This is a genomic window from Pseudomonas sp. GW821-FHT04D07, assembly GCF_059420225.1.
Window position 1 is genome coordinate 25579 of record NZ_JBWKTH010000030.1, and the last position, 25718, is coordinate 51296.

The 25718-nt window shown below is 58.0% G+C and carries 23 protein-coding genes; 11 read left to right on the top strand and 12 right to left on the bottom strand.

The features are described from left to right. Positions 1–111 precede the first annotated feature (111 nt). The 3 genes from AC07T0_RS26270 (at position 112) to AC07T0_RS26280 (ending at position 4269) form a co-directional block, all read left to right on the top strand. A complete protein-coding gene (locus AC07T0_RS26270; protein WP_495003926.1) occupies positions 112–1320 on the top strand; it encodes an aspartate transaminase in 1209 nt (402 codons plus the stop codon). 10 nt (positions 1321–1330) lie between these two features. After that, positions 1331–2875: an MFS transporter gene (locus AC07T0_RS26275; protein ID WP_495003927.1), complete on the top strand. Its 1545-nt coding sequence runs from the start codon at positions 1331–1333 to the stop codon at positions 2873–2875. 65 nt (positions 2876–2940) lie between these two features. Then, the gene (locus tag AC07T0_RS26280) at positions 2941–4269 is read left to right on the top strand and encodes an OprD family porin (RefSeq protein ID WP_495003928.1); all 1329 of its coding nucleotides are present in this window, start codon (positions 2941–2943) and stop codon (positions 4267–4269) included. A 315-nt stretch (positions 4270–4584) separates the two neighbouring features. Here the strand turns inward: AC07T0_RS26280 and ctpM are convergent, their stop codons facing one another. The 3 genes from ctpM to AC07T0_RS26295 all read right to left on the bottom strand — a co-directional run bounded on the left by ctpM (position 4585) and on the right by AC07T0_RS26295 (position 9620). Then, the gene (gene ctpM / locus AC07T0_RS26285) at positions 4585–6264 is read right to left on the bottom strand and encodes a methyl-accepting chemotaxis protein CtpM (RefSeq protein ID WP_495003929.1); all 1680 of its coding nucleotides are present in this window, start codon (positions 6262–6264) and stop codon (positions 4585–4587) included. Positions 6265–6721: 457 nt separating this feature from the next. Next, the gene (locus AC07T0_RS26290) at positions 6722–8125 is read right to left on the bottom strand and encodes an OprD family porin (RefSeq protein WP_495003930.1); all 1404 of its coding nucleotides are present in this window, start codon (positions 8123–8125) and stop codon (positions 6722–6724) included. 562 nt (positions 8126–8687) lie between these two features. Then, positions 8688–9620 (bottom strand): LysR family transcriptional regulator, encoded by a 933-nt coding sequence (locus AC07T0_RS26295; protein WP_495003931.1) that lies wholly within the window; start codon positions 9618–9620, stop codon positions 8688–8690. A gap of 115 nt (positions 9621–9735) precedes the next feature. On the opposite strand from AC07T0_RS26295, the gene AC07T0_RS26300 reads away from it, so the two are divergent. The 7 genes from AC07T0_RS26300 (at position 9736) to AC07T0_RS26330 (ending at position 15806) form a co-directional block, all read left to right on the top strand. Further along, positions 9736–10380, top strand: a complete 645-nt coding sequence (locus AC07T0_RS26300; protein WP_495003932.1) for a hypothetical protein — start codon at positions 9736–9738, stop codon at positions 10378–10380. 74 nt (positions 10381–10454) lie between these two features. After that, entirely contained in the window at positions 10455–11780 is a 1326-nt protein-coding gene (locus AC07T0_RS26305; RefSeq protein WP_495003933.1) for a cation:dicarboxylate symporter family transporter, read from the top strand. Between the two features lie 14 nt (positions 11781–11794). Next, positions 11795–12355 carry a carboxymuconolactone decarboxylase family protein gene (locus tag AC07T0_RS26310; RefSeq protein WP_495003934.1) on the top strand — a complete coding sequence of 187 codons (561 nt, stop codon included), beginning with the start codon at positions 11795–11797 and terminating at the stop codon, positions 12353–12355. A gap of 10 nt (positions 12356–12365) precedes the next feature. Further along, positions 12366–13184 carry an SDR family NAD(P)-dependent oxidoreductase gene (locus AC07T0_RS26315; RefSeq protein WP_495003935.1) on the top strand — a complete coding sequence of 273 codons (819 nt, stop codon included), beginning with the start codon at positions 12366–12368 and terminating at the stop codon, positions 13182–13184. A 53-nt stretch (positions 13185–13237) separates the two neighbouring features. Further along, a complete protein-coding gene (locus tag AC07T0_RS26320; protein ID WP_495003936.1) occupies positions 13238–14062 on the top strand; it encodes an amidohydrolase family protein in 825 nt (274 codons plus the stop codon). A 65-nt stretch (positions 14063–14127) separates the two neighbouring features. Next, positions 14128–14892: a substrate-binding domain-containing protein gene (locus AC07T0_RS26325; RefSeq protein WP_495003937.1), complete on the top strand. Its 765-nt coding sequence runs from the start codon at positions 14128–14130 to the stop codon at positions 14890–14892. Positions 14893–14918: 26 nt separating this feature from the next. Further along, the gene (locus tag AC07T0_RS26330) at positions 14919–15806 is read left to right on the top strand and encodes an alpha/beta fold hydrolase (RefSeq protein ID WP_495003938.1); all 888 of its coding nucleotides are present in this window, start codon (positions 14919–14921) and stop codon (positions 15804–15806) included. 197 nt (positions 15807–16003) lie between these two features. Here AC07T0_RS26330 and AC07T0_RS26335 read toward each other — a convergent pair whose 3' ends face one another. The 7 genes from AC07T0_RS26335 to AC07T0_RS26365 all read right to left on the bottom strand — a co-directional run bounded on the left by AC07T0_RS26335 (position 16004) and on the right by AC07T0_RS26365 (position 23576). After that, positions 16004–18169 carry a xanthine dehydrogenase family protein molybdopterin-binding subunit gene (locus tag AC07T0_RS26335; RefSeq protein ID WP_495003939.1) on the bottom strand — a complete coding sequence of 722 codons (2166 nt, stop codon included), beginning with the start codon at positions 18167–18169 and terminating at the stop codon, positions 16004–16006. Then, complete coding sequence (locus AC07T0_RS26340) at positions 18166–18645, bottom strand: (2Fe-2S)-binding protein (RefSeq protein WP_495003940.1); 480 nt, start codon at positions 18643–18645, stop codon at positions 18166–18168. The genes AC07T0_RS26335 and AC07T0_RS26340 overlap by 4 nt, the downstream gene beginning before the upstream one ends. 280 nt (positions 18646–18925) lie before the next feature. Further along, the gene (locus AC07T0_RS26345) at positions 18926–19945 is read right to left on the bottom strand and encodes an alpha/beta hydrolase (RefSeq protein WP_495003941.1); all 1020 of its coding nucleotides are present in this window, start codon (positions 19943–19945) and stop codon (positions 18926–18928) included. A gap of 210 nt (positions 19946–20155) precedes the next feature. Then, positions 20156–20872, bottom strand: coding sequence for a LysR substrate-binding domain-containing protein (locus tag AC07T0_RS26350; protein ID WP_495003942.1), 717 nt, complete (start codon positions 20870–20872; stop codon positions 20156–20158). Positions 20873–21120: 248 nt separating this feature from the next. Further along, positions 21121–21495: a response regulator transcription factor gene (locus tag AC07T0_RS26355; RefSeq protein WP_495003943.1), complete on the bottom strand. Its 375-nt coding sequence runs from the start codon at positions 21493–21495 to the stop codon at positions 21121–21123. Positions 21496–21612: 117 nt separating this feature from the next. Then, entirely contained in the window at positions 21613–22254 is a 642-nt protein-coding gene (locus tag AC07T0_RS26360; protein ID WP_495003944.1) for a response regulator transcription factor, read from the bottom strand. After that, positions 22251–23576: a two-component system sensor histidine kinase NtrB gene (locus AC07T0_RS26365; RefSeq protein ID WP_495003945.1), complete on the bottom strand. Its 1326-nt coding sequence runs from the start codon at positions 23574–23576 to the stop codon at positions 22251–22253. Before AC07T0_RS26365 ends, AC07T0_RS26360 begins: the two co-directional genes overlap by 4 nt. A gap of 361 nt (positions 23577–23937) precedes the next feature. Between AC07T0_RS26365 and AC07T0_RS26370 the strand changes: the two genes are divergently transcribed. Then, complete coding sequence (locus tag AC07T0_RS26370; protein ID WP_495003946.1) at positions 23938–24495, top strand: hypothetical protein; 558 nt, start codon at positions 23938–23940, stop codon at positions 24493–24495. 63 nt (positions 24496–24558) lie between these two features. Here AC07T0_RS26370 and AC07T0_RS26375 read toward each other — a convergent pair whose 3' ends face one another. Further along, on the bottom strand, positions 24559–25332 hold the full coding sequence (locus AC07T0_RS26375) for an alpha/beta fold hydrolase (RefSeq protein WP_495003947.1): 774 nt from the start codon (positions 25330–25332) through the stop codon (positions 24559–24561). A 77-nt stretch (positions 25333–25409) separates the two neighbouring features. After that, positions 25410–25673 carry a DUF2790 domain-containing protein gene (locus AC07T0_RS26380; RefSeq protein ID WP_495003948.1) on the bottom strand — a complete coding sequence of 88 codons (264 nt, stop codon included), beginning with the start codon at positions 25671–25673 and terminating at the stop codon, positions 25410–25412. Between the last annotated feature and the right edge of the window lie 45 nt (positions 25674–25718).

The following is a 25718-nucleotide window of genomic DNA, read 5'->3' on the forward strand; positions in this document are numbered from 1 at the left end:
AGTTCCAGCCATAAGCGATTCCTATCCGACCAGAACGATCTCGTCTTATGGCTGCCCGGGTGACGGCTCGTACTGTAGTGCCTCGTCAACGTCATCAACGAGGAACGACACGTGACCGCCTCCCGCATCGCCGCCCGTGTGCAACGTATCAAACCATCCCCCAGCAGCGCCGCTTCCGATCGCGCCAACGAACTGCGTCGGCAAGGCAAGTCCATCATCAACCTGGTTGTCGGCGAGCCGGACTTTGATACGCCAGAGCACATTCGGCAGGCCGCCAGTGCCGCCATCGAACGGGGCGAAACCCGCTACACGCAAAACGCCGGGACCCCGCAGTTGCGCCAGGCGATTGTCGACAAACTGACACGGGAAAACGGCCTGACCTACGGTGCGAATCAGGTCCTGGTCACCAGCGGCGCGAAGAGTGCGATTTTCAATGCCTTCGCCGCCACCCTGGGCGCGGGTGATGAAGTACTGATCCCCGCACCTTACTGGGTGTCTTACCCTGACATGGTGCTGGCCTGCGAAGGTGAACCTATTACCCTCGCTTGCTCCGAAGAAAACGCCTTCAAACTGACCCCGGAGCAACTGCGCGGCGCGCTCACCAAACGCACCCGCTGGCTGCTGCTCAACTCCCCCAGCAACCCGACAGGTGCCAGCTACAACGCCGCCGAGCTAAGAGCCCTGGCCGATGTACTGCTTGAGCATCCGCATGTATTGCTGATGACCGACGACATCTACGAACACATCCGTTATGAAGGCCTGGACAACCCGCATATCCTCGCCATCGAACCGGCGTTGACCGAGCGCACAGTGCTGATCAACGGCGTATCCAAGACCTATGCCATGACCGGTTGGCGTATCGGCTACGCCGCAGGCCCGGCCGATCTGATCGGTGCCATGGCCACGCTGCAATCGCAATCGACCAGCAACGCCTGCTCGGTCAGCCAGGCGGCAGCCGTCGAAGCGCTCAACGGTGACCAACGTTTCGTCAAGCAAAGTGTGCAGGTCTACCAGCAACGCCGTGATCGCTGCCTGAACCTGCTCAACGGCATTGACGGCCTGAGTTGCCGCAAGCCCGACGGTGCGTTCTACCTCTATGTCAACTGCAGCGGTTTGCTCGGCAAGACCACCGCCCAAGGCAAGCAACTGGACAGCGACTACGACGTGGTCATGTACCTGCTGGAAAGCCAAGGGGTTGCCGTCGTGGCAGGAACCGCCTATGGCCTGGCTCCATTCTTCCGGATGTCGATAGCCACCGACATCAAGACCCTCGATGAAGGTTGCGCGCGGATTGCCGCGGCCGTTGCGGCGCTAAGCTGAGGAACCGACGATGACCGTGGCGCCCCACCCTCCCCTGAGCTTCACCCAGGCATTGCTCGCGATGCTGGGCATCTCGTTGGTGTTAATGCTCTCGGCGCTGGATCAGACGGTGATCGGCAACGCTTTGCCGAGCATCGTCGCCGAGCTCAAAGGCTTTGAGCTTTATGCCTGGGTCGCCACGGGTTACATGCTGGCATCGATCGTCACCATCCCGATCTTTGGCCGACTGGGTGATGATTATGGCCGCAAGCCATTTGTGATTGCCGCCACACTGATCTTCACCCTGGCGTCACTGGCCTGCGCCCTGGCCAACGATATGTTGTGGCTGGTGATCGGCCGCGCCTTGCAGGGTGTCGGTGGCGGCATGTTGATCGGCACGGCGTTCGCCTGCATTCCAGAACTGTTTCCAGACACTCGACAACGCCTGCGCTGGCAGATGCTACTGAGCGCCCTGTTCAGTGTGGTCAACGCCATCGGGCCCGGATTCGGCGGCTACCTGACGGGCGCCTTTGGCTGGCGCTCGGTGTTCTATCTCAATCTGCCGCTGGGCTGCCTGGCGCTGCTTTTTGCCTGGCGCTACCTACCTTATTACCGCCCGCAACAACGGACGAAAATCAGCCTGGATTGGCCAGGCGCAGTATTGATCGCTCTGGCGCTGGGCAGCCTGCAATTGTTCGTCGAGTGGTTGGGGCATTCCAGCTTGACGTTGAGTCTGGCACTCGGATTGAGCGGTGTGGCAGCGACCGTCGCGTTGTGGTTCTGGGAGCGGCGCTGCCCTCATGCGCTGTTGCCCTCGGCACTGCTCAGACTACCGAGCATGCGCCTGTTGTTTCTGTTGTCGATGGCGGCCGGCGCGATCATGTTTTCGTTGCTGTTTTACCTGCCGTTGTTGCTGCAAGGCAGCTATGGGTATTCACCGCAGGATGCAGGATTGCTGATTACACCGCTGGCGCTGAGCATTACCCTCGGCGCGATCGTCAACGGGCGCATCGTCACCCGCCTGCGCAATCCGAACCTGTTGCCGCTGTTTGGTTTTGTAGCACTGCTGCTGGCCTGCATTGGTCTGGCCATGGCCGGGCGTGACGCGTCGTTCAACCGCCTGCTCAGCCTGATATTGCTGGCGGGGCTGGGGTTGGGTTTCATCCTGTTGAACCTGACCGTCTTCACCCAAACCCTCGCCGAGCGCCAGTTCCTGGGGATTGCTACCGCGCTGACCCAGTCCTTGCGACTGGTCGGCGGGTTACTCGGAACCGCCAGCATGGGTGTTCTGGTCAACCTGCTGTACAGCGCCAACCTGCAACGTCTGTTTATCGCTCAGGGACAGACTGAAGGGCTGAGGGAGTACTTCGACCCGCAGGCACTCTTGCACCCTCTCCCCGCCCGTCTTGAGCCCCCCCAATGGCTCAACCTGGCACGGGACGCACTGGCCCAATCGGTGGGTGTCGGCCTATTGCTATGCGCAGGTATCGGCGTACTGGCGCTATTTATTCTGCACCGTTTGCCGCCGGTGAGACTGAACGTCACACCGACCACTGCTGCTCCTGAAAAACAATAAAAACCTTTGCTGCCGCCTTTGACTGCCCTCTCACAACACTCGACAACATCATGGGGATGACTCCGATGGAGCTTTTCAATCGCGCACCTAAAGTAGTGGCCGGCATTTGCGGCCTGATCATCGCTCAACAGGGTTATGCCGCTGGGTTTGTAGAAGACAGCAAGCTCAACGTACTGGCCCGCAATTTTTTCAGTAATGCCGACAACCGCAGTGGTGCCGCCGCCCCCAATTACACCCAGGAATGGGGTCAGGGCTTCATCGCCAACTTTCAGTCCGGCTTCACTCAAGGCACGGTCGGATTCGGCATGGATGCCATCGGTATGTGGGGTATACGTCTGGACTCCGGCAAAGGACGGCATTACAACCCGCAAGGTAATACCTTCACCGGTAACGTTTTCCCCACCGATAATGGCCGAGCGGTCGACGAGTTCGGCAGCCTGGGCCTGACCGCCAAAGCAAAGATTTCCAATACCGAACTGAAATACGGCACCTTGGTGCCGATGCTGCCGGTGGTGATGTCCACTGACCGCTTGCTGCAGCAAACGTTCAACGGCGGGCAGATCCAATCCAGGGACCTGGAGAACTTCACCTTCGTTCTCGGTCAGTTGGACCATGTCAAAGGTCGCGGTGTCACTCACGAGATGGGTATGTCCATTCCTGGTGCGAATAACGCGCTGACCGGCGAGTTCGTCAATAAGTTCTATTACGCTGGCGTGGATTACAAAGCGACCAAAGACCTGACCTTGCAGTACTACTACGGCAACCTCCAGGACTTCTACAAACAGAACTTCCTCGGCCTCAAATACGATTGGCAAGTCGGTCCCGGGACCCTTCGCACCGACCTGCGTCATTTCGATAACCGCTCCGATGGCGCCAACGGCCATGACCCTGATTTCTACACTTTTGGCTACTACGGCAACGGCGTGACCAAAGGCAAAGTCGACAGCCGCCTGAGCAGCGCGCAATTCACCTACCTGGTCAGTGGCCATACCTTCGCCATCGGCCTGCAGCAGGTCAGTGGCGCCAGCGACGCCGTCTGGTTGAACCAGGGTGACGGCTCGACCGCTTACTTCATGACGGAGTCGATGATCGGCAAGTTCCAGCGCGCCGGGGAAACCACCTGGCAGGTTCGTTACGGCTATGACTTCGCGGCCGTCGGAATTCCCGGGTTAAGTTTTCTCGGCGTGTCCGAAAGCGGCTCGAACATTCGCACCCCCACTGGCGACAAAAAAGAGTGGGAAGATGACCTGACACTGAGTTATGTCATCCAGCAAGGGCCGTTCAAGGATCTGAGCATCGCCCTGCGCCGCGCCTCACTGCGTACCGGAGTGTCCACCCAACGTGACAGCGATGAGCATCGGGTGATCATCAGCTACCCGCTGAACATTCTGTAAAAGCTGGCACACTGGGTGATGCGCATCGTCACCCAGTGCGTTTGTGGCCCGTTACCTGACGCGAGCCAGCCGAACAGCCGTATCTGAAAGTGCCCTGGAATCCGACAGATCGCCAAAACGAAAAACCCGCCAGACGGCAGGTTTTTCGGGGACTCCAGAGCACTTGTAAGCGTTCTATGGAATGCAAGATGGCGAAGCCGGAATCGAACCTTTCCCTTTATCGCTGAACATAAGGGAAAATTTTAAGTTATAAGATTTTTCTACCCCTCTGTGTACCCTCAATTGACAAGCCATTTGCCTACCGACAGCGCGGCATCAAATCCGGAACTGCCCCACCAACTGTTCCAACCGCTGCCCGAGGTCCGCTAGGCTGCGAGACGTCTGAGCGCCCAGTTGGGTCTCATCGGCCACGTTGTCCACCGCCATCGCGATTTGTTGCACGCTGCGGTTGATCTCTTCGGCTACAGCCGTTTGCTCTTCCGCGGCGCTGGCAATCTGAGCGTTCATCGAATTGATGGTGCTGATCAATTGCGCCATGGTGTCCAACGAGACACCGGCTTCATTGGCCTGGGCCGACGTACCGTCGCCCGCATCGCTGGAGCGGCGCATGGCTTCCACGGCCTTACGCGTACCCTGCTGCAAACGGTCGATCATGCCCTGAATTTCCTGGGTGCTCTGCTGGGTTCGGCTAGCCAACGCTCGGACCTCGTCGGCCACCACCGCGAAACCACGACCGGCCTCACCAGCCCGGGCCGCTTCGATGGCCGCGTTGAGCGCCAACAGGTTGGTCTGTTCGGCGATCGAGCGGATCACATCCAGTACGCTGACAATCGACGAGACGTCCGTCTGCAAACTGTCCAATGAGGTCCCGCTGGTGCGAATATCGCTGACCAAGGCATGAATCTGCCGAATGCTTCCGTCCACCACCCGCTTGGCGGTCTGTCCCTCTTCGTCGGTCTGCTGGGCAGCTACCGCCGCGCCCTGGGCACTGCGGGCCACTTCCTGCGCCGCCGAGGACATTTCGTTGATGGCAGTGGCCACCTGATCGGTCTCGTGGCGCTGACGCTCCATGGCCTGCTCGGAACGATGGGCCTGATCGGACACCTGGCTCACCAGCCCGGTCAGTTGTGTAGTCATCTCGGTGATCTGCCGAACCAGGCCGTGGATCTTGTCGACAAAGCGGTTGAACGAACCGGCCAACTCGCCCAACTCATCCTGGCTGGTGATTGCCAGACGGCGGGTCAGGTCACCCTCGCCCGCCGCGATGTCATCCAGATTGGCTTTCATCAGATTCAGCGGTCGCAGAATCGTATTGGCCATGAGCATGCCCACAACGGCAATCACCACCAGCAACACCACCGCGATGCCCAGAATGCTCAGTAGTACCTCCTGCAGACGCTCGTGTACCTTGGCCTCAACCGCCGCCACCTGAGCGTCGATACCACCGATATTGACCGACGAGCCAATAATCATGTCCCATTTAGGCAGGTACTCGCTGTAGCCCAGTTTCGGGACCCTCACATCGCTGCCAGGTTGTGCGGCGTTGTACTCCACATAGTGACTACCGGACTTGGCAGCTCTCACCAGCTCCCGGTTGACATACACCCCATTAGAGTCGTGGTCGTCCTTAAAACTTTGGCCCACGCCCACCGGGCTAAGGCCCTTGAACAGGCGAATGGTCTCGGAGTCAAGACCGAAGAAATAACCGTCCTTGCCATAAGTAATGTTTGACAGCAGTTTGATCACCTCGGCGCGAGCGGCCTGGTCACCTGAGGCGGCAGCGTCATACAGCGGTTTAATCGTGGTGAGCGCCACGTCGATGTAACTTTTCAACGTCAACCTGGCCTCTCCAAGAAGGCGTTGCCGAGTCTCTTCGACCTCTTTTTTCGCCTGCTGTTGGAGCATTAGAACTGTCGTCAGACTGATTACCAGCGCAAACAGTAAAACCGGTAATACTGCGATAGACAGGACTTTGGCCTTCAGGCTTAGGCGCATAGGACACTCACTCTTTTTTTTCGTTGGGGTGATAGATCGTTAAAGACAGGTCAGATCGAAAGCGATGACCTGCCTGTCATAGCGGGGTAGTCATGGGCCCGCCCAAAACGGATGACGAGGGAATCGCAAACAGAAACCAGGTCATCATTCGGGCTCGGTAATGAGCAAGGAACCACAGCGACAGGAAAAAGATGGCGCCGGGAAAAATGCCGAATTGAGAGGCGCGGCTGTCATGAGTCTGCCGTGATTATTTTTCGAAATTCGACGCGGGCGAGCATATGCCAATGGTGTCCCCCCCGACCAAGACCTTTAGACCATAGGTATCCATGCCGAACAGGCATACCCTGAGAAAATAAAAAATCGGCTCGGTCCTCCTTGTCGAGGAGGCCGATCAGGCATGGATACCTATGTTGGGGGAGCGACCAGGTATTACGGGGCACGCAATGGCAGAAAAGCCTTAAAACAGCGGCAGTGAATAACTGACGATCAGACGGTTTTCGTCCTGATCACGCTGACCTGGAATGTTGTTACGCCACATGGCATTTTTCCAGGTGAAGCCCAGATTTTTCAGCGCGCCTTCCTGAATCACATAAGACATGCTCATGTCCCGCTCCCACTCGCTGGTGCCAGTGCCCAGCAGAGAGGCCTGGGTTGCTCCGACCTTGCCGACAGTGTCGATGTTGCTGCCACGCACGTAGATGATGCCAGCGGTCAAGCCCGGAATACCGAGCTTAGCGAAGTCGTACGAGTAACGACCCTGCCAGGAACGCTCACCGGCGCGGAGAAATTTTTGGATCTGTATATCGTTGATGGTACTGGTGGACGCGCCGTCCCCCTGGTTCAACCACGGAAAATCACTTTTGCCGTTGCTGTACTGATAGCCACCACCGAAGGTGTGACCTTCAACCGAGTATAAAAACAGGCCGCTGTACAGGTTGTTGTCCACCTTTCCTTTGGTCAGCGTGGACAGGCCGCTGTTGTCCGGGTAGTAACCGCTGGTGAAGTAGTCAGGTTCAGAGCGGTTGGCGCCGTCATCTCGACTGCGATAGTAGCGCAGGTCACTTTTCAGTACGCCAGGACCGATAGACCCGTTGTGCACCAGCCCCAGGAAGTTCTGCTGGTAGAAATTTTTCAGCTCGCCGAAGTAATACGAGGCGGTCAGATCTTTGGTGAACTTGTAGTCGGCACCACCATAGTAGAACTTATTGCTGAACGTGGCCTTGTCGTAGTTGGAGCCGCCGTTGGCCCCCGCAATAGACAAGCCCTTGTCGTCGGTGGAGTTACGCCCTTTGGCATGTTCGAGCTGGCCCGCGGTCAGAGTCAGATTTTTGATATCGTTCGATTGGATTTGGCCACCCTGGAAGGTCTGAGTAACCAAACGACTGTCGTTGGTGACGATCACCGGGTTTTTAGGCATCAAGGTGCCCAGACGAAGTTCGGTTTGCGAAATCCTGGCTTTGGCAGTCAGGCCCAGACTGGCGAAATCGTCAACCGCTTCGTTACCTTGGGTTGGGAAGACGTTACCACCAGAGAGTGCTCCGGTCGGGTTACCGTGCTTGGCTTCGCTAGAGTCCAGTTTGATGCCCAACAGACCGATGGCGTCAACGCCGAAACCAACGGTGCCCTGGGTAAAACCGGACGTGAGGCGCAGATCGAAACCTTGACCCCACTCGGATTGATAGCTCTGGACACCACCGGCCTTGACCTTCGGCATACCGGCATCGGAGTCACGGTTATCGTTGTTGATGTAGAAGTTACGCAGCCCCAGAGTGGCCTTGCTGTCTTCAATAAAACCGGCGGCAATTGATTGTTGAGCCAGTGCAGCGGCGATCACCGCCAGTGCCAGTGTGGATTTTTTCAACGTGTGGACCTCTAGTTATTACTATTTTTATTGTGCTGAAACTGAATAGCTCTGATGCGCAGTAGCGAACAAGCAGACAACGGCGAAAGCGGGTGTCGGACAAAGAGCTTCGACACAAGCAAACAGCGGGCAATACTCTCCCGCCGCAGACCAATCGAATAAGGACGCTTTGATACCTTGAAAAATAGCCAGCGCTGTTCAAGTCGACGTCAGCAAACAATTAAAGTTTGCTGAACGCTTCGAACAAGCAGTAACCGATGTAGAAAATACCGCTGGCAAAACCGCTGTTGGTGCGATCCAGGTAGTTAACGAAACAGGCGATAGCCAATCGGGAACCATCGTACCGACGCGCGATGGCAGGCACTCGACTCCACATCGCTACGCAGGCGGCCCTGTGGGCAGGTCATTGTTGTCATGAGTCGTCCGTTATTGGTTTTTTGAGATTCGACGCGGCCGAGCATATGCCAGCAGCCTCCCCTCCGACCAAGACCTTTAGACCATACGTACTCATGCCAGCTGGGCATACAAGGCCGACGATAGAGGTCGCCAGCCTTGCCCCTGATCACTCGTCAGGCGCCAGCCAAACAGCAGCATCCTTCCAGGCCCCCTGAGTCACCAGAAACTTGAGGTGGGTGATCAACAGCGTCTCCCAACTGGCGGCCAGCCGGCTGGTACGACGTTCACGCAGCGTCGTCAAGGTCACAGTGGAACGAATAGCAGGACGCTCGATGGAATGGGCGACCAGCTTTTTCTGCGCAATTTCATCCTGCACAGCCGCGTTGGCCAGGATCGAGTAGCCGAGCCCCGCCTGAACCAGGCGCTTGGTCAGATCCACGCTGTCCACTTCCACTTCAATTTTCAACCTGACACCATTCTGCACGGCGGCCTGTTCGACCAACCGTCGGTTACTGTGCGGCAGGCTCGGCATGATCAACGGCAGATCCGCCAATTCATGGATACGAAACGCGCGGGCCGGTTCGCCAACGGGGCCGACTACCACCATGGGCTCGCTGAACAGCGGCCGCACGTCAAAGGCTTCAAGCAACGGTTGGTTATAGACCACTGCCAAGTCCACCCGTCCATCCAGAACCCACTCCTGCAAATAGCTGCTGAGCCCTTCGCGTACATGTAACGAGGCCTTGGGCCACAGTTCGCGGAAGCTCCTGATCAGCTGCGGACCGATTACCGCGCCGATTGCCGGGGGAAGACCGATTGCCAGATGCCCACGCTCCTCCTGTGCACTGTTGCGCACGTGATCGGTGGTTTCCTGCAGGTAGTGGAGCATCATTTCAGCGCGCTCCAACAGCCGCGCGCCAGCAGCCGTCAACTCGACACCGCGACCATGACGGGTCAGCAACGTGACATTGAGCTGGTCTTCAAGCTTGGCGATCTGACGGCTAAGTGCCGGTTGGGCGATATACAGATCGCGTGCTGCCCGGCTGAAGCTGCCCGCATGTGCCACTTGAACGAACGAACGCAACTCTCGAATATCCACGACTCAAACCCCATGCTTTTAAAGCATAGATTGCTATCAATAAAAGGTTTTTGTCTAGTTTTTTAGGGTTCTCTATGCTGAACACAAATAGGAGAACAACAATGAATAACTCCAAATGCCTGACTTCAGTCGTACCGCCCTGCCCACTCGCGACAATCCCATCATGAACGGCGCGCTGTTGCTTGTGCTGATGCAACCTCCCGCCTCTCAGGAAGAGGAGTTCAACGACTGGTATGACACCGAGCACTTCCCACAGCGCCTGACGCTGCCCGGTTTTCTCGGCGGCCAGCGCTGGGTGTGCAGCGAAGGCTGGCCACGCTATCTGGCGCTCTATGAGCTGGAGAACGAAGACGTGTTGAAGACCGCGCAGTACCTGAGTGTATCGGGCGCACGTTCCACACCCTGGAGCCGTCGCATCTTGCCCAGAACCGTCGGTCGTCAGCGGATCGTACTCAGGACCTGCGCCGAAGCGCGTCGTCCAGGCCACGTCGCCTCCCTCCTGTTAATGAGCTGGAACATGCCCGCTCACGTCGACATGGAAAACTTTATCCGTGCCGTTGACGCCCAGATCAACACGATTGCTGGTGTATTAACGCTGCAGTGGGGTGAAAACCTCGCGCCCTCAATTGACCAGGGACGCAGCCTGTACCTGGTTGCGACCTTCGATTACTGCATTCAGTCAAGCGCTCTGGACGCCATGCGACGACCACTCGATGTGGGTTGTACACACTTCAATCTTTACCTCCCCTATTGCCGTTGATTGCCTGGAGAACCCTCCGAACAACCTGTGCCCGCCTACAAAAATAATGACGCCCACCGGGGCGAGGACTACCGATGAAACATTTGAAGAAGCTGCATGTACAAGTACTGGTCGCACTGGTAGCGGCCGTGTTGCTAGGGCTGTTGGCGCCCAGTTGGGCGATCGCCATGAAGCCCCTCGGCCAGGCCTTTATCGCGCTGCTGAAAATGATGCTGGCGCCCATCGTGTTTTTCACCCTGGTGCACGGCCTCGCACACGTCAAGGACATGCGCAAGCTTGGCCGCCTGGGCATGAAATCCCTGCTGTACTTTGAAGTGGTCAGCACCTTGGGGATGGTCGTCGGTCTGGTGTTGGTCAACCTGGTTCAGCCCGGTGCCGGACTGCATGCCGGCAACCTCAACGAATCGGCGGAAGCCATCAAGGCCACGGCGAGTGCCGGCAGTATTTCGGTGGTCGACTATCTGTTAGGCCTTATCCCACACACCCTGGTAGATGCCTTCGCCAAGGGCGACATCATTCAGGTGCTGATCATTTCGATGCTGGCCGGAATGGCGATCAACCGAGTCGCCGGCCCAGACTCGTTGATCGTCAAGGGACTCGACGAAGCCCAAACCGTGTTGTTCAAAATGCTGGGTTTCATCATGAAACTGGCTCCGCTGGGTGCCTTTGGTGCCATGGCCGCGGCTGTGGGCAGTTACGGTGGCGCGACTCTGCTCTACCTGCTGAAGTTGATTGCCGTCTATTACGCAGCCTCGCTGTTCTTCGTGTTCGGAGTGCTGGGGACTATCAGTTGGTCCATTGGCCTGCCGTTCTGGACCGTGCTGAAAGTCATCCGCGAGGAAATACTGCTGGTACTGGGCACCGCCTCTGGTGAAGTGGCCTTCCCCAGGCTGCTGGAAAAACTCAAGCGCACGGGCTGTGACGAGGTGGTGGTGGGCTTTGTGCTGCCGGCCGGCTACAGCTTCAACCTGGACGGCACTTCTCTCTACATGGCCGTCGCCATCGGCTTCGTTGCCCAGGCCACCGACACGCCCTTTTCGCTCTGGCAGCAGATCGGCCTACTGGCGATTCTCAGCCTGACCTCCAAGGGCGGTACTACGGTGGCCGGCGGCGCCTTCATCAAACTGGCGGCCACCCTGCAATCGGTGCAAAGCCTGCCCCTGGGTGGTTTGGGCCTGTTGTTTGGTATTGACCGGATGATGGCCACGGCAACCGCGTTGGTGAACATCGTCGGCAACACCATTGCCGTGTACGCCATCGCTCGCTGGGAAGGCGCTTTCGATGTCGATGCCTTCAAACGCGAGACAGGGCGCAGTGCCGGCAAGAGCTTGCTGCGTGCACCGTCCAAGAACGCCGTGCCACCTGGCGCGAGCCGCCAGCCCCACTCCCAGAATCTTTGATCAGGAATCCGACCATGAATCGGTTGAAAGCGATAGACCCCGCCCATCTGAGTCAAGCCCAGCAAGTCATCTACGACGCCATCGCGACGGGTCCGCGCAAAGGCGTGCGTGGGCCACTCGCCCTCTGGCTGCACCGCCCGGAGCTGGCTCAATGCGCACAGAACCTTGGTCGTTACTGCCGTTACGACAGTAGCCTGGAGCCACGCCTTTCGGAGCTGGCCATCCTACTGCTCGGCCGCCACTGGCTGGCCGAGTACGAGTGGGCCGCCCATAAGCCATTCGCCCTGGAGGCCGGTCTGTCCCCTGCCGTGATCGATGCCATTCGCGATGACCGGCAACCCGCTTTCGAGCACGAAGACGAAGCCTTGGTGTACGCCTTCATCCGCCAGTTGCATGACACACGCCAGGTCGACGACCACCTGTATCAGGACATCAGCCGCGTACTGGGCGAAACCGTCGTGGTCGATCTGGTGGGCATCGCCGGCTACTACACGCTGATTTCCATGACCATCAAGGTGTTTGAGGTGCCACCACCGGCTGGCGTGGCCCCTGAACTGCCTACCCGTCTTTCCTGAGGATGCAAGCATGACTGAACTCAATACTTCGAACACCCGCCTGCAAGGTAAGGTGGCCATCGTCACTGGCGCTGGTTGCGTGGGACCTGGCTGGGGCAATGGCCGCGCCGTGGCAGTATTGTTCGCCCAGGCCGGCGCCAAAATCTTCGCGGTCGACAAGAGCCTCGATGCCATGGAGGAAACCATCCGTCGCATCAAGGACATCGGCGGGGACGTCGTATCGCTCGCCTGCGATGTCACCAACAGTGAATCCGTCGCCGCGATGGTCGCTACCTGCAAGCAGACCTATGGGCGGGTGGACATTCTGGTCAATAACGTAGGTGGTTCTTCAGCCGGCGGCGCCGTGGCGCTGGACGAGGAAAAATGGGACGCGCAGATCGCCTTGAACCTCAAGAGCGTCTACCTGACTTGCAAGCATGTGCTGCCCATCATGGAAGCTCAGGGCAGTGGCTCGATCATCAACACCGCCTCGACTTCCGGCATCCGCTGGACCGGTTCGGCGCAAGTGGCCTATGCCGCCAGCAAGGCCGGTGTGATTCAGCTTTCACGAGTGACAGCGGTCGAATACGCCAAGAAAGGCATCCGCGTGAACACCGTCGTCCCCGGCCAATTGCATACCCCGATGGTGGAAGCACGCCTGGCCGGGCAACGTACCGGCGGAGACATCGACAAGCTGCTCGATAGCCGTCTGGCACGAATCCCCCTGGGCTTCATGGGCGATGGCCGGGATACCGCCAACGCGGCGCTATTTCTGGCCAGCGACGAATCCCGTTTTGTTACCGGTACCGAAATCGTCGTCGACGGCGGCATGACCGCTCGCTGCGACTGACCTGTACGCCCCGCCTTCATGGGCAGGACTTTTCCTGATTCGAGCGGATGACCATGCACACACTCCTTCCAGCAGGCGCGTGGGATTGCCATACCCACATCTACGGTCCGTGGGATCAATTCCCGCTACCGGCCAATGCCGCCTACCACCCCGCGCCCGCGCCGTTCGAGGCGTTGCTTGAACGGCATCGAAGCCTGGGCATCGAACACGGGGTGCTGGTGCAGGCCGCGCCCTATGGCACCGACCATTGCGCCATCCTCTGCGCCATTGCCGCCAGCAACGGGCGATATCGTGGCATCGGGTTGATCGACCACACCACCACCGATGATCAGCTCCAGGCGCTGCATGAGGGAGGACTGCGAGGCATCCGTTTCAACTTGATGGGACATCTACCCGGCAACCGTGACCCAAAGTATCTGCGTCGACTTGCCGAGCGCGTCGCCGCCTTGGGTTGGCACGTACTTCTGCACGGCGAAATTGACGTTCTGCTGAGCGTGCTCGACGCCTGGAAAACTTTGCGCACGCCACTGGTCATCGACCATTTGGCGCGCCTGGACCTGAGCAAACCGGTCGAAGAAGCCTCGCTCCAGGCACTGGAACAGCACCTGAAACGACCGGATCGCTGGATCAAGGTGTCAGGCATCGACCGCGCCATGCAAGGCGCGGCAGGTCCTTGGCCACAAGGTCTGTCCTGGGCTCGGCGTTTCCTCGAATGCGCCCCGGACAGGACGATCTGGGGTTCCGACTGGCCACATCCGAACGTCAAGGGCCAGGTACCCGACGACACTCTGTTGCTGGACTTCGTGCTCCAGACCTGTGCCGACCCCGCGGTCGCGCAGGCAGTTCTGCGCACCAATCCAAACACCCTGTATCGCTGAAACCCACTGATCTGCTCCCCCAAAAAAAAGGTACCGTCGTGAAAAAAACAACAAAAGCGTCGCTGATGGCATTCGCAAGTCTTAGCGGTCTGCTTGCCGTCAGTTCCCAACTGCAGGCAGCCGAGTTGCATATCATTGCCACCGGCGCACTCAAGGGCGCCATGCAACACCTGCAGCCAGCCTACGAGAAAGCCAGCGGCAACAAGCTGCTGATCAGTTGGGGCCCATCGATGGGCGAATCGCCGGAATCGATCCCACAGCGGGTGTTGCACAAAGAGCCCATGGATCTGGCGATCATGGCCGCCGAAACACTGGACCAACTCTCGGGTACTGGCTCATTCGAAATGACCACGCGGACCCAGATTGCCTCTTCTCGGATCGGAGTTGGCGTACCCAAAGGCCAGCCAAAGCCCGATATTTCAACGGTGGATGCTCTGCGTCAGTCACTGCTCAACGCCAAGCGGGTCGCCTATTCGCAAGGCGCCAGCGGCGCCTACATCTCGACGACCCTGTTCAATGAGCTCGGCATCAGCGAACAGATGAAATCGAAAAGCGTGGTGATCGAAGGCAAGGAGCTGGTAGGGACAGCCTTGGCTCGCGGCGATGCCGAACTGGGCATGCAGCAGGTCAGCGAGTTGAAAGTCACCCCCGGTGTCGACTTCGTCGGCCCGCTACCCGACAAGGTACAAAAGATCAGCCTGTTCACGGCAGTGGTGGCCAAACAATCGACTCAAGCGGCCGCAGCCAAATCTTTCATCGAGTACCTGACCAGCAAGCCGGCCATTCAGTTGCTTGAAGAGAGCGGCCTGGAACCCGGCAAGACCCTTTGAATGTTCAACAACACTGGAGAATAACAATGAAAAAATTCGCATTGAACCTCTGCGCGGCGGCCATCCTGACAGCCTGCGCCAGCGCATTTGCCAGCCCTGCCCTGCAACAGGAAGTGATCAAGTACGACAACGTACAGATCGACGTAACGTCCCAAGGTAAGGGCCCCGTCATTGTCATGCTGCCTTCCCTTGGTCGCTCGGGACGTGATTACGACCAGGTCGCGGCGGACCTGCAGGCTAAGGGTTTCCGGGTGGTACGCCCTGAACCGCGCGGCATCGGCAAAAGCGTCGGTCCGATGGAAAACCTCTCCGTTCATGATTTTGCCAAAGACGTGGCCGCCGTCGTCGAACATGAAAAGTCTGGGCCAGTAGTGGTCGTCGGTCACGCCTGGGGGAACTTCCCGGCGCGTCAGCTGGCCGCTGATCGTCCAGACCTGGTACGCGGTGTGGTGTTGGCATCCGCTTCGGCTGGCAAGGTACCACCGGGTTCGACAGAAAAGCCCATCAGCCCGGAAATGCGCAAGGCCATCGACGGTGCCGGCGACCTGTCCCTGTCCAAGGAGCAGCGCCTGATCTACCTCAAGCAAGCGTTCTTTGCGCCAGGCAATGATCCGACTGGTTGGCTCGACGGCTGGCACGAAGCGACACACGAAGCGGAATCCCACGCGCGCAATACCACGCCGGTGGACGACTATTTTGCCGCTGGCAAAGCACCGATTCTTGACCTGCAGGGCGAGGATGACGCCGTTGCGCCTCGCCGCTTCTCACAGGTACTGAAGAACATGCTCGGGGACCGGGTTTCGGTAGTCGTACTGAAAAAGGCCGGCCACGCCATGGCTCCCGAACAACCTCAAGCCATGGCGGATGCAATCGCTTCCTTTGCCAACAAAACCTATGGCCTGAAAACCAAATAACCCATGCCCACCCAGGTGTACGTCGCTCAAGGCGTGCGCCTGATCATCCTTCAGGATCATCGATAATGAGTGACCGCGGTGCCCAATGAGCACAGCGGCCAGATGTTGAAGTGGCGGGAACGTCCAGTCCACGATTCAGCGCTACGCATCACAGCTTCAAACTGAGTGCGCAGCGCTTTTCAGAGGGTTATTCCGACTCAGGCACTTGCCAGTTGACTGGCATCGACAGGCAGCTTGCGCAACCGCTTGCCCGTCGCCGCAAACACCGCATTCACCACCGCCGGCGCAATCATCACCGTGGACACTTCACCGATCCCGCCGGGTGTTTCATTGCTGTCGAGCAGGTGCGTTTCGATGACAGGCGTCTCATTCATCCGCAACACACGATAGGTGTCAAAATTGCCCTGTTCGATTCGCCCGTCCTTGAACGTGATGTTGCCGAACAACGCGGCACTCAGACCAAAAATGGCCCCACCCTGCATCTGTGCCACGACGCTGTCGGGAACGATGGATCGACCACAATCCACCACGCAAGTCAGCTTGTGCACGCTCACCTGCCCACCTTGATCGACACTCACCTCCGCCACTTGAGCGGCATAGGTACCGAAGCAGAACGTCAGCGCGACACCCCGGCCCCGGCCTTTTTCCAAAGGGGTTGCCCATCCCGACTTTTGCGCAACGGCCTCCAGCACTTTGCGCGCGCGAGGATGCTTGTCCAGCAGTGCCAGGCGATAGGCCACTGGATCCTGGCCGACACTGGCGGCCAGTTCATCAATAAACCCTTCGACCATAAACACGTTTTGCGTATGCCCGACGCCCCGCCAGAAACCGGTGATGATGCCCGCTGGCGGCTCATGCCGGATGTAGCTGACGGCGATGTTGGGAAAATCATAGGGGCCGCTGGGGTCACGAGTCGCATCGCCGTCGATGCCGTTGGCGAAACGCGCCGGCAACCAACGGGCGAGAATCGAGGAACCTGTCACTTTATGGGTCCAGACCGTTGGCCGCCCCTGCGCATCCAGCCCGGCACTCAGGTGATTGAAATGATAGGGGCGCAAGGTGCTGTGACGGGTGTCTTCCTCGCGGGACCAAATAACCTTGAGCGGGAACGTGACCTGCTTGGCAAAGGCGACCGCCTGTACGACAAAATCCACATCCAGGCGGCGGCCAAAGCCACCCCCCAACAGATGGTTGTGCACCTGAACCTGAGTCTCGGCCAACCCGGTCAGTTGCGCGGCCACGGCTTGCACGCGGGACGGCACTTGAGTCCCCAACCACAGGTCGCAAGCTTGCGCGCGGACATGCACCGTGCAGTTCATCGGCTCCATACAGGCATGGGCCAAAAAGGGCACCTGATAGACCGCCTCGAATTTCTTGTTGGCGTGCATCAGCGCCTGCTCGGCATCGCCAACGTTGCGCACCACTGCACCGCTCGACTGTGAAGCCTGCTCGATCGCCGTGAGCATTTGCGCCGTGGCGTATTGCGCGTTGGCGCCTTCGTTCCATTTGATATCGAGCATGGCCAGCGCCTTGCGTGCCGCGCCCATGTGCTCGGCCACCACTGCCACCGCATTCTCGATCCGAAGGACCCGCAGCACGCCGCTGACCGCCATGGCCGCACGATCATCGACACTGGCGAGGGTGCCGCCGATGACCGGACAAGCCATGACCGCCGCGACCTTGACCCCGTCCGGCCGGGCATCGATGCCATACAACGCCGTGCCATTTATCTTGCCCGGCGAATCGGTACGCTGGCTGGTCAGCCCAATCAACTGAAACTGTTCCGGGGTTTTCAACGCGACTTTTCCCGGCGCCGGCAAAGTCGCGGCTCTCTCGACCAGGTCACCGTATGCCAGGGTTCGCTGACTGGCCTGATGATGAACCACCCCGTCGCGCGCCGTGCAACCGCTGGGCGCAACCCCCCATTGCAACGCGGCGGCCTCGATCAATAACGTGCGTGCCGTGGCACCCGCCTGGCGCAACGGCTCCCAGGCACTGCGGATCGAAGTCGACCCGCCGGTGACTTGAAAACCCAGCAGCGGATTGGAGTAGAGCTTGTCGTCGGCGGGAGCGTGATCGATGACGACTTGGTCGAGCCGCACCGCCATCTCCTCGGCGATCAGTACCGGAATCGAGGTATAGGTGCCCTGCCCCATCTCAACTTGGGCAATGGTGAACGTGACCTTTCCTTGTCGATCAACACGGATAAAAGCATTGGGCTCGAACGCGGTGGTTTCAGTGGCGATGGCGTCACCGATTGCGCCTGGCAGCGCAAGACTCAGCAGTAGCCCACCGCCGCTGGCCGCACCGATTTTCAGAAACGCTCGTCGGGAGACGGTCGCGGTATCAAGCTTCATGCTCATGCCCCCACCTTGATGAACGTCGCCTGCCCGGCGGCCTGTTTAATCGCGGCGTGAATTCGCACATAAGTACCGCAACGACAGATATTCCCCGACATGGCGTTATCAATATCGCTATCACTCGGGTTGGAATTGCTCGCCAGCAAGGCGCTGGCGGACATAATCTGCCCGGACTGGCAGTAACCGCATTGCACAACTTCCAGGGCCTGCCAGGCCTGCTGGATTTTCTTTCCGGCGATGGTCTCGCCGACCGCCTCGATGGTGGTGATTTCGGCTTGGGCAGCGGCACTCACCGGCAATACGCAGGAGCGCACTGCCACGCCATTCATATGAACCGTGCACGCACCGCACAAAGCCATGCCACAACCGAATTTCGTGCCCGTCATGCCGAGCACATCTCGCAGAACCCATAGCAACGGGGTGTCGTCATCGACATCAACAGTATGTACGGTTCCGTTCACCTTCAAAGTCTGAGCCATGTTCACCTCTTGCCGGTCAATGGGTTAGCGGCTCGGCGAACACCGCCACTGATCAAAACGCTACCGGTGATTTTAGAAGCAACCTCCCCTTTCAGAGAACTTATGTAATCTTCAGAGGCTATGAAGCAAAACTAACAATTATGATCAAGCGTCGATGATTAATGATCAGGGTGCTTCTATAACGCCGGATACGAAGAGGCCCGACTCAATGATCGGGCTTCTTCGGTGGTGGTGTGCGGTTACCCGTTCATGGTGTTCATCCCAGCGCAATAAATCGTGGTCACTTCAAATGAAGCTTGAGCTCTTGCGAAGCCTGCAGCATCGCGGACCGCACTTCAGGTACCTGGCTGACTACGTTCAGCAGACCGAAATCGTGAATCATGCCGTTGTAGCGCACCGCCGTGACCGGAACACCCGCCTGGTCCAGCTTACGAGCGTAGGCTTCGCCTTCGTCACGCAGTACGTCGGCACTGGCGCTTTGTACCAGCGCGGGCGGCAAGCCCTTCAATTGATCCAGTGATGCACGCAGCGGCGAGGCGTAGATCTCGGCACGTTGCTTCGGATCGCTGGTGTAGTTGTCCCAGAACCACTTCATCATGTTGCGGGTGAGGAAATGACCCTCGGCGAACTGGCCGTAAGACCCGGTATCGAAGTTAGCATCAGTCACCGGCCACAGCAGCACCTGGTATTTGATCGTTGGAGTGCCTTTGTCCTTGGCCATCAGGCTGACGACGGCCGCCATGTTACCGCCGACGCTGTTACCCGCTACGGCCAGGCGCTTGCCGTCAACATTGATTTCCTTGCCGTGCTCGGCCACCCATTTAGTCGCCGCATAGGCCTGGTTGATCGCGGTCGGATAGTGCGCTTCAGGTGAAGGAGTGTAGTTGACGAACACCGCCACCGCACCTGAGCCGGCTACCAGATCTCGAACCAGACGCTCATGGGTCGGGTAGTCGCCCAGCACCCAGCCACCGCCGTGGAAGTACATGAATACAGGCAAGGTGCCTTTCACGCCGGCTGGACGCACGATGGTCAGACTGATGTCTTGCCCATCGACCGAGATGGTTTTCTGGCTGACATCGGCCTTGGGCAGAGTCAGCTTGACCCCAGCTTGAGCCCCGGTCAGTACCGCGCGGGCATCCTTTGGCGAAAGCTGCTCGATTGGCTTGCCGCCACCGGTGTTCAGTGCGTCGAGGAACGCCTGAGTGTTGTGCTCGACGCCGGTGTCAGTTGCTGCGAGGGCGTTACCGATTGACAGCGCGAGGAGCGAGCCAGCGAGCGTTTTGCCAACAGTGTTCATATTCAATTCCTACTTGGGTGGGGTGAGTTAAACGGGTACGGGCAGACGAACTGGAGTAAGGACAGACCTGGTGAACGGCTTCGACTAGCGCTTGAGCATCGAAGCCGCGATGCGTTTCAAGTTGTCGCTCGATTTCGGCCATCGTTTTCAAGTAAGTCAGGCTTACGATGCAGAGGGTGAATACTTGGTTAAGCACGAGGGGAAACCGACTCAGTTGTCATCATGGTCTTGCAACAACATCCTGATCCGGGAACGCAGCCACTGCTGCGCCGGGTTGGCATGAGTCTCCTCTCCCCAGCTCATGGACAGCTTCAAATCGGGCAAGCTCAGCGGCATGGGCTCGCTGCGAAAGCCGCCCAATCCGACCATCGCTTTAGCGACGTAATCCGGCACCGTGGCGATTAAATCGGAGTCGGCCATCAGCAACGGCAAGGTGCTGAATTGCGGCACAGACACTTCAACCCGCCGCTTGCGGCCCTGGGCCTGCAAGGTCTTGTCGATATAAGCCGTGACGTCGCTGGAGTAGCCCACCTGTGCATGAGGTCGAGCACAATATTGGTCGAGATCGATGAATCCGGGGGCCCGGTCGCTGCGTAGTACGTTCAAACGCAAGCTACGCAGTTGCATGCGGTGCATGGCATGGGTCTTCGAAGGCTGGTAACTCAGGCCAACACCAATGTCGCCACTCGCCAGCAAATCGGTCAGTTGCTCACCGTCAAGTCGCTGTACCATCAGAGTGGCCCCCGGCGTATCCAATCGCAGCCGACGCAGCAACTGCGGCAGCAACGAGTACTCGACGTCGCCGCACAGCCCAATACGAAAAACCGTACGGCACTGGCCCGGATTGAAGGCCACACGGCGCGCCTCGAACAGACGGTCTGACGCTTCTCGGGTGAAACTTGGAACCGTACGTTTGGCCAGCGCCATGATAAGCAGTCCTTCTTATAAAGTTAATATTTGAACAACTTCGCTATTGGCCGCCATGTTAATTAAGCCCACTCTCGACGACCAGTTGTACATCGGCATAGCGTTTTAATACTCGGGCGTCACAGCTATAAACTTTCGTATAGTCAGCCTTTGAAAAGCAGCCGCACAGCGACCTGCGCGACAACCGGTCGGGATATGAAAGTCGATTTCAAATAAAAAAGAGGGATGAACGTTACATGTTGCGGGGTTTAATGATGACGGTGGAGTGCCCGCTCAATGCAATTGATCATGGTCTGACCATCGAACGGCTTGCTCAAAAAGCTACTGGCACCTTCGGATTCAGCGCGTGCCTTGATGCTGGCTTCTGGAAACGCCGTCATGAGAATGATCGGTAGCTGACGCCCGCTCTTGACGATCACACGCTGCAACTCCAGGCCGTCCATGCCCGGCATTTGCACGTCGGTGATCAAGCAGGCGCTCGTGGATAATTGCTCCGAGGCCAAAAAGGCTTCCGCGCTGGGGAAGATGCAGGACTGGTAGCCCAACGACCGCACCAGGCTGTCGATGGCCACACGGACCGATTCTTCGTCATCAACGATGGCTATCACAAGATTTAACGACACTTGTTACCTACCTTCAGCTTCTCACTCGGCACCCTACCCGGTTGGCAGGTGCTTTTAACACTGAGCTCACTATAAAAAAACTCGGCCGATTAATAAATAATACCCAAGTATGTCTCTTCAGCCCTTTTTCCGAACGCCCAATAACTCAGCCATGCGTACCAACTCGGCAAATGACTTCGCCTGCATTTTTTTCATGGCATGACCACGATGAATCTTCACGGTGATTTCACTCAGGTTCATTTCACCGGCAATCTGCTTGTTCATCAGCCCGCTCGCGGCATAGCCCATGACCTCCTGCTCACGCGCGGTCAAGGTGGCGTAAATCTGTTGCAGTTGCACGGTCTGCTTCTGGCCTTCGCGACGTTTGCGGTCTTTTTCCAGTGCCACTGACACCGCGTCGAGCAGATCCTGATCGCGGAAAGGTTTGGCGAGGAAGTCCAAGGCCCCTGCTTTCATGGCCTTGACGGTCATGGCGATGTCGCCGTGACCCGTGATGAAGATAATCGGAATCTCGATGCCGGAAGCCTGCAACTGAGTTTGAAACTCCAGCCCGCTGGTGTATTGCAGGCGCACATCGAGCACCAGGCAGGACGGTATCGCTGGCAGCGGGCGGGCGAGAAACTCATCGGCCGAGGCAAAGGTCTCGACGTTCATGCCCACTGAACGAAACAGACTGCTCAAGGCCTCGCGCAGCGCTCCGTCGTCATCAACAATGAATACCTGCCGCCCCTCTATTGGTTTATCGTCAGGATGACTCATGCGCTCACCTCTTCGACCACGGGAAGTGCTATTTGCAGCACTGCGCCGGTTTCAGGGCGGTTGTGCGCGTCGATATGCCCGCCATGGGCCTCGACAATGGAGCGACAAATCGACAACCCCATCCCCAGCCCCTCTTCTTTGGTGGTGAAAAATGCAGTGAACAGCTTAGCAATATCCTGCTCGCGAATGCCGGGACCGCTGTCATGAATTTCCAGGATCAACTGATCGGCCACTCGTCCCAGTTTTATCAGCATCAACCGCTGAGCCTCATGGACTCTGGACATGGCCTGAACGCCGTTCATCACCAGGTTGATGATCACCTGCTGCAACTGCACCCGATCCCCCAGCACAGCCGGCAAGCCAGCCCCCAACTCCAGGCGCAAGGAGACATTCTGTTGTGCCAATTCGCGTTTGAGCAACCCTAGCGACTCCTCGACGACCTCGCCGAAATCCAGCGGAAAATGCTGGGGCTCGGACTTTCTCGACAATGCACGAATACGCTTGATGACTTCGCTGGCACGCTGAGCCTCACTGGAAATACGGCTGAGCGCGCTGCGCGCTTCGCCCAGATCCGGTACCTCGCGATTCAGCCAGCGCAGACCGGCTTCGGCGTTGGTGGTGATCGCCGCCAAGGGCTGATTGACTTCATGGGCAATCGACGCCGCTAATTCACCGAGGGTCGAGACCCGCGTGATGTGCGCCAGCTCGGCCTGCGACCGATGCAACGCATCCTCCGCCTTCCGGGCCGCAGTGATGTCGTTATTGGTCACCAGCACCATTTCTGGATTGCCGCGACGGTCTCGCGACAGCGACCAGCGTGACGTCACCGTGACGCGATGGCCATCCTTGTGGGTACTGGTGATTTCCCCTTCCCAAGTACCCTTGACCAATATGATCTGCATGATCTCCTCGAAGGTGGCGCCGATCTTCGATTGCAACAGGTCAGTGATTTTCTTTCCGAGCACTTCCTTGGCGGACCATCCATAGAGGGTTTGCGCACCCGCGTTCCAGCTGAGAATTCGATGCTGCATATCGCGCACGACCACCCCATCATGGGTTTGCGCCAGAAGCTTTACCTGCTCCTGCAACTGGCTGTTGATCGTATTGTTGCGCACGGCCAACGCCCCGCTAATGCCGATCGCCGCGAGGCTGATCAGGCAGCGTCCCAGAGGCGGCACCATGTGCACGTCATGATCGATGAAAAAGGCCAGAAGCGTCAGGCCCATGCAGCCAAGTGTGATTGCAATCAACCCGGTGCGCGAGAACGCATTGACCGCCATCAGCACAACAAGGACGTATAGGACAGCGATGGCAATATCCATCGGGGTCAAGGCATCAATGATGAAAATCAGCGCCGCCAGGGCAATAGCGCCAACACGCATAGGGAGAGTCGAATTCGTCAACGTAGTGCGCTCTAGTCAGGGCCTGCCGAAATAACAGCTTATTCTGGGCCCAGAATAACACGTCGCTGGTATAGCGATTCAATCGACTGAATTTGAATCACCCCAATAGCGGCTGTAGCAGACCCATTAATTAGAAACACTTAACAACCCAATAAGTAAAACTTAACTTTCCCGCCACACCCAATAAAATACTAAAGCTTTAACCCAGCCCGACGATCTATCTAGGTGCGGTCATTACTAACTATCAAAACAACCGCCCCCTTCAATCAAGGATCGAATCATGTCCCTATCGAACATCAGCAACTCCGCCGGCCCCTACTCAAGCCCTGCATCGCCGACATCCAACAATACCTCGGTGGCCCCTGCCCCCCATTCCACCTCCGCTGCTGCCCCCGCCCCGACAACCGCGCCGTCATCCCCCGCTTCGATCGTAACGCTGAGCAATGGTCAAATCGTGACATCCACCCCAGGCCAACTGAGGTCCGTGACCCCATTGACGGAGGCATGGGGTCCGCAGATGTTTTTCCAGGCCAACACCAGTAAAACCGAGAAACTGACCAGCAGTGAGTTTGCGGCCCAGCTGAAGCGCATCGGAGTGAGTGCCGAGACGGCCTCGAAATTGTTCAAAACGTTTGATACGTCCAAAAACGGTAGTCTGTCGGTGGACGAGTACGTGGCAGGGATTCGCTCCATCAGCTCCGACAGCAATACGATGTTCTCCGACCTGATGAACTCCTATACCCGCTCCCCCGATGGAAAGGTCGACAACGCAGCGGAAGATAGCTTCCTGCAGCAGGGCAGTGTGTTGGCTGAAAAGTACTGGTCCCGCCACTCGTAATGGCAACGGCCAAGGGACTGCGTCGTTAGAGGCAGTCCCTTGGTATTTCTTAGGTAGGACGTATTACTGACTGCGCCCTGCCGCTGCCAGAATCAGATCGGTAATTTCTTCAGGGTGCGATACCAGCGAAAGATGACTGGAGTCGAGTTCGACGGTGGTGGCGTTCATACGCTTGGCCAGGAAGCGCTCAAGGTCCGGCGATGTAGTCTGATCATTCTTCGAAACAGCGTACCAGGACGGCTTGGTGTGCCATGCAGCGGCAGTCGTGCGACCGTTGAACAGGGTCTTGGCAATCGGCTGTTGAGTGGCATACAGCGCCAGGGCCTTGTCCCGCGGCAGATCGCCGCCGAAAAACTTGAGGTAAGCGTCTTGGGTCAACGACACGAAGCCTTCATGTTCCACGGCACCGGCACGCACCGGCATCGTCGGGTATTTCGCTGCGAGGGCAACAAAGTCTTCACCGGTGTCCGGAGCTCGGGCCGCCACATAAACCAGCGAGCTCACTTTAGGATCGACACCCGCCTCGCTGACGATAGTACCCGCGTAGGAATGTCCAACCAACACCGTCGGCCCTTGCAACTGATCCAGCACACGCTTGGTAGCGGCGACGTCGTCTTCGACAGAGGTCAGCGGGTTCTGCACAGAGACCACGTTCAAACCGGCGGCTTGCAACCGTGGAATGACTTCTGACCAACTCGATCCGTCAGCCCAGGCACCATGCACCAGTACAACGTTAACGGCTTTGACGGTGGCGACCGGTCCAGCCATTGCCTGGGTAGCACAGGTCATCGCAGAGACCAGGCTTACGGCGATTCCGAGCTTGCTCAGTATATTCATGTGTCGTCTCTCTTGTGCAGTACGTTATTGGCTTAACGTCATTTCAGATTGTGTATAAAGCGTTGGTGTCTGATGGCTTAGCCGTTGCAACCATCACCCATCACTTCATAATCAAGTTCATGCTTCGAACCGCTAGAGTCCAGATAGATCATTTGCTCAGGAACAACACCGCAACTCGTCGCCGGGGTTGAAACGGACAGCACCTTGGAGATATCCAGGTGCGTGCCGTATTTGTAGCTGTCGATTTTAGTGACTACCGCGCTATGGGCAGTGTCGGAACCCGCTGCCATGGCGGTATTGAGGAAAGCCAGGACGACTGCGCCGACGAGCAAAGATTTCATGAGTGCACCTCTTCATATATGTCAGGAAAGTAATAACTGCAAGTC

What these genes read in the sequence shown, in the direction of transcription:
- AC07T0_RS26275 (WP_495003927.1), top strand. Translation starts at nt 1,331, where the DNA reads ATGACCGTGGCGCCCCACCCTCCCCTGAGCTTCACCCAGGCATTGCTC.
- AC07T0_RS26280 (WP_495003928.1), top strand. Translation starts at nt 2,941, where the DNA reads ATGGAGCTTTTCAATCGCGCACCTAAAGTAGTGGCCGGCATTTGCGGC.
- ctpM (WP_495003929.1), bottom strand. Translation starts at nt 6,264, where the DNA reads ATGCGCCTAAGCCTGAAGGCCAAAGTCCTGTCTATCGCAGTATTACCG.
- AC07T0_RS26300 (WP_495003932.1), top strand. Translation starts at nt 9,736, where the DNA reads ATGCCTGACTTCAGTCGTACCGCCCTGCCCACTCGCGACAATCCCATC.
- AC07T0_RS26305 (WP_495003933.1), top strand. Translation starts at nt 10,455, where the DNA reads ATGAAACATTTGAAGAAGCTGCATGTACAAGTACTGGTCGCACTGGTA.
- AC07T0_RS26310 (WP_495003934.1), top strand. Translation starts at nt 11,795, where the DNA reads ATGAATCGGTTGAAAGCGATAGACCCCGCCCATCTGAGTCAAGCCCAG.
- AC07T0_RS26315 (WP_495003935.1), top strand. Translation starts at nt 12,366, where the DNA reads ATGACTGAACTCAATACTTCGAACACCCGCCTGCAAGGTAAGGTGGCC.
- AC07T0_RS26320 (WP_495003936.1), top strand. Translation starts at nt 13,238, where the DNA reads ATGCACACACTCCTTCCAGCAGGCGCGTGGGATTGCCATACCCACATC.
- AC07T0_RS26325 (WP_495003937.1), top strand. Translation starts at nt 14,128, where the DNA reads ATGGCATTCGCAAGTCTTAGCGGTCTGCTTGCCGTCAGTTCCCAACTG.
- AC07T0_RS26330 (WP_495003938.1), top strand. Translation starts at nt 14,919, where the DNA reads ATGAAAAAATTCGCATTGAACCTCTGCGCGGCGGCCATCCTGACAGCC.
- AC07T0_RS26335 (WP_495003939.1), bottom strand. Translation starts at nt 18,169, where the DNA reads ATGAGCATGAAGCTTGATACCGCGACCGTCTCCCGACGAGCGTTTCTG.
- AC07T0_RS26340 (WP_495003940.1), bottom strand. Translation starts at nt 18,645, where the DNA reads ATGGCTCAGACTTTGAAGGTGAACGGAACCGTACATACTGTTGATGTC.
- AC07T0_RS26345 (WP_495003941.1), bottom strand. Translation starts at nt 19,945, where the DNA reads ATGAACACTGTTGGCAAAACGCTCGCTGGCTCGCTCCTCGCGCTGTCA.
- AC07T0_RS26350 (WP_495003942.1), bottom strand. Translation starts at nt 20,872, where the DNA reads ATGGCGCTGGCCAAACGTACGGTTCCAAGTTTCACCCGAGAAGCGTCA.
- AC07T0_RS26360 (WP_495003944.1), bottom strand. Translation starts at nt 22,254, where the DNA reads ATGAGTCATCCTGACGATAAACCAATAGAGGGGCGGCAGGTATTCATT.
- AC07T0_RS26365 (WP_495003945.1), bottom strand. Translation starts at nt 23,576, where the DNA reads ATGGATATTGCCATCGCTGTCCTATACGTCCTTGTTGTGCTGATGGCG.
- AC07T0_RS26370 (WP_495003946.1), top strand. Translation starts at nt 23,938, where the DNA reads ATGTCCCTATCGAACATCAGCAACTCCGCCGGCCCCTACTCAAGCCCT.
- AC07T0_RS26375 (WP_495003947.1), bottom strand. Translation starts at nt 25,332, where the DNA reads ATGAATATACTGAGCAAGCTCGGAATCGCCGTAAGCCTGGTCTCTGCG.
- AC07T0_RS26380 (WP_495003948.1), bottom strand. Translation starts at nt 25,673, where the DNA reads ATGAAATCTTTGCTCGTCGGCGCAGTCGTCCTGGCTTTCCTCAATACC.